Below are 2,275 nucleotides of genomic sequence, written 5' to 3' on the forward strand. Positions count from 1 at the left end.
CGCCGCTCCGCAGCCGCCGCGCGAGGGGTCGCCACGCCCGGCGCAGCGCACGTCCGGTCCGACCCAGGTCGCGGCCGGCAAGCCCGCGCCGAAAACCCCGGCCGCCAATACGGCGTCCGCCGACAAGCCCGGCCTGATAGGGCGCATCGGCCGCGGCCTGAAGTCGCTGGTGACCCGCGGTCCGCGTTCGCAGCACTGAGCCGCGCACCGGAACCGGCTGAATGGCGATGGCGCGGGCGACCCCCGCGCCATCGTCGTCATGGGTAGTCGCGGCGACGCGATGCTGGTCATCACCGGCGCCCCCGCCGATACTTGGCGCCACCCTCATCGACAGGTGGCGCGATGACCGTCCTGCGCTTCGACAACGTCAGCAAGCTCTACAGCGGTGGCCGCCAGGCCCTGCGCGAGGTCAGCTTCGAAGTCGGCGAGGGCGAGATGCTGTTCGTCACCGGGCACTCCGGTGCCGGCAAGACCACCCTGCTCAAGCTCATCCACCTGGCCGAACGCCCCAGCCGCGGAGCGGTGCTGTTCGGCGAGAAGAACCTGCTGCGCGTCCGTGGCCGCAAGGTCGCGATGCACCGGCGCCAGGTCGGCGTGGTGTTCCAGGACCACCGGCTGCTAGCCGACCGCAACGTCGCCGACAACGTCGGCCTGCCGCTGCTGCTGCAGGGCATGCGGCGCGCCGAGATCAACAAGCGCGTGCGCGCGGTGCTGGACCGGGTCAGCCTCGGCACCCGTGCGCAGGCGCTGCCGGCGCAGCTGTCGGCCGGTGAGCAGCAGCGCGTGGGCATCGCCCGCGCCATCGTTGCCGAGCCGGCCCTGCTGGTCGCCGATGAGCCGACGGGCAACCTCGACCCGACGCTGTCGGCGGAGATCATGGCGCTGTTCGAATCGCTGCCCGAGCGCGGTACCAGCGTCCTGATCGCCAGCCACGACCTCGGCTTGGTCAAGCGCATGAAGAAGCGCGTGCTCGTGCTCAACCAGGGCGAGCTGGCCGACGACATCGCGCCGGAGGACCTGGCCGAATGAGCAGCACCGCCCAGAAACCCGCCGCCCCCGCCCCCGCCGCCGCCGATGCGCGCGCCCGCCCCGCCCGCTCGCGCTCGCGCGTCGGCACCTGGTCGGACCACCATGTCTACAGCCTGGTCGCGAGCTTCGGGCGGATGGTCCGCAAGCCCTGGTCGACCGCATTGACCATCGGGGTGATGGCGGTCGCGCTGGCGCTGCCGCTCGGTTTGTGGGCGGCGTTGTCCAACATCGAGCGTTTTGNCCGCATTGACCATCGGGGTGATGGCGGTCGCGCTGGCGCTGCCGCTCGGTTTGTGGGCGGCGTTGTCCAACATCGAGCGTTTTGCCGGCGACGTGCAGCAGGCACGCCAGGTCAGCGTGTTCCTCAGGACCGACGTCGCGGTCGACGACGCCGGTGCACTGGCGGAACGGCTGCGGGCGCGCGATGACGTCGCCGCGGTCGAACACCGCACGCCCGAGCAGGGCCTGGCCGAACTGCGCGATACCGGCGGACTGGGCGACACCCTGTCCGGGCTGGACGGCAACCCGCTGCCGAGCCTGCTGATCGTGACCCCGACGGGCGACGAGGGCCTGCTGGCCGAAACACTGTCCGAGCTGCCCGAGGCCGACATCGTCCAGCACGACGCGGCCTGGCGCGAGCGACTCGACGGCTGGCTGCGGTTCGGCGGACGGCTGGCCTGGGTGCTGGCGGCGATGCTCGGGTTCGGCGCGTTGCTGGTGGTCGGCAACACCGTGCGGCTGGACATCCAGCAACGCACCGAGGAGATCGGCGTGCTGCAGTTGCTGGGCGCCACCGACGGCTTCATCCGCCGGCCGTTCCTGTACCTTGGCCTCAGCTACGGGCTGGTGGCCGGTGCGCTGGCGCTGGCCCTCCTGACCGCAGCGGACCTGTCGCTGCGGGCGCCGCTGGCCGAGCTGGCCCGCTCCTACGGCAGCGACTTCGCCCTGCGCGGGTTCGGCCTGCAGCACGCGGCCGCGATCATCCTCGGCGCCGGCCTGCTTGGCTGGATCGGCGCCGGGCTGGTCACCGGCCACTACCTCCGACAGACCCGGCCGACCGATACATGACCACCCCCGAGAACAAGCTGCGCCACGTGGCCGCCGATGCCCCCCGGGTGATGGTCGTGGACGGCTCGAAGCTGGTCCGCCGGCTGATCGGCGACGTGCTGGTGCGCGAGCTCGCCGGCGCCGAGGTCGTCGCCTGCGCGGGCATCGGCGAGGCCCGCGAAGCGCTGGCGGCCGGCCC

3 protein-coding genes and 2 pseudogenes are annotated in these 2,275 nt (G+C 72.4%); 4 read left to right on the plus strand and 1 reads right to left on the minus strand.

The features are described 5' to 3' along the window. Together ACKVMH_RS13275 and ftsE are read left to right on the plus strand one after the other, a co-directional pair. Positions 1 to 199: hypothetical protein (locus ACKVMH_RS13275; protein WP_412700635.1), on the plus strand; the 199-nt coding region annotated here is incomplete at its 5' end. 143 nt (positions 200 to 342) lie between these two features. Beyond that, on the plus strand, positions 343 to 1,029 hold the full coding sequence (gene ftsE, locus ACKVMH_RS13280) for a cell division ATP-binding protein FtsE (RefSeq protein ID WP_215219355.1): 687 nt from the start codon (positions 343 to 345) through the stop codon (positions 1,027 to 1,029). 106 nt (positions 1,030 to 1,135) lie between these two features. Here the strand turns inward: ftsE and ACKVMH_RS13710 are convergent, their stop codons facing one another. Next, positions 1,136 to 1,258, minus strand: a complete 123-nt coding sequence (locus ACKVMH_RS13710) for a hypothetical protein (protein WP_459167119.1) — start codon at positions 1,256 to 1,258, stop codon at positions 1,136 to 1,138. 17 nt (positions 1,259 to 1,275) lie between these two features. On the opposite strand from ACKVMH_RS13710, the pseudogene ftsX reads away from it, so the two are divergent. Both ftsX and ACKVMH_RS13290 read left to right on the plus strand, forming a co-directional pair. Then, a pseudogene (gene ftsX / locus ACKVMH_RS13285) lies at positions 1,276 to 2,097 on the plus strand (permease-like cell division protein FtsX); the annotation flags it as partial. Further along, a pseudogene (locus ACKVMH_RS13290) lies at positions 2,094 to 2,275 on the plus strand (response regulator); the annotation flags it as partial. The pseudogenes ftsX and ACKVMH_RS13290, both read left to right, overlap by 4 nt.

This window comes from Lysobacter zhanggongensis (assembly GCF_046638635.1).
In the GTDB taxonomy this organism is placed as follows: domain Bacteria; phylum Pseudomonadota; class Gammaproteobacteria; order Xanthomonadales; family Xanthomonadaceae; genus Novilysobacter; species Novilysobacter luteus.

What these genes read in the sequence shown, in the direction of transcription:
- ACKVMH_RS13710 (WP_459167119.1), bottom strand. Translation starts at nt 1,258, where the DNA reads ATGTTGGACAACGCCGCCCACAAACCGAGCGGCAGCGCCAGCGCGACC.
- ftsE (WP_215219355.1), top strand. Translation starts at nt 343, where the DNA reads ATGACCGTCCTGCGCTTCGACAACGTCAGCAAGCTCTACAGCGGTGGC.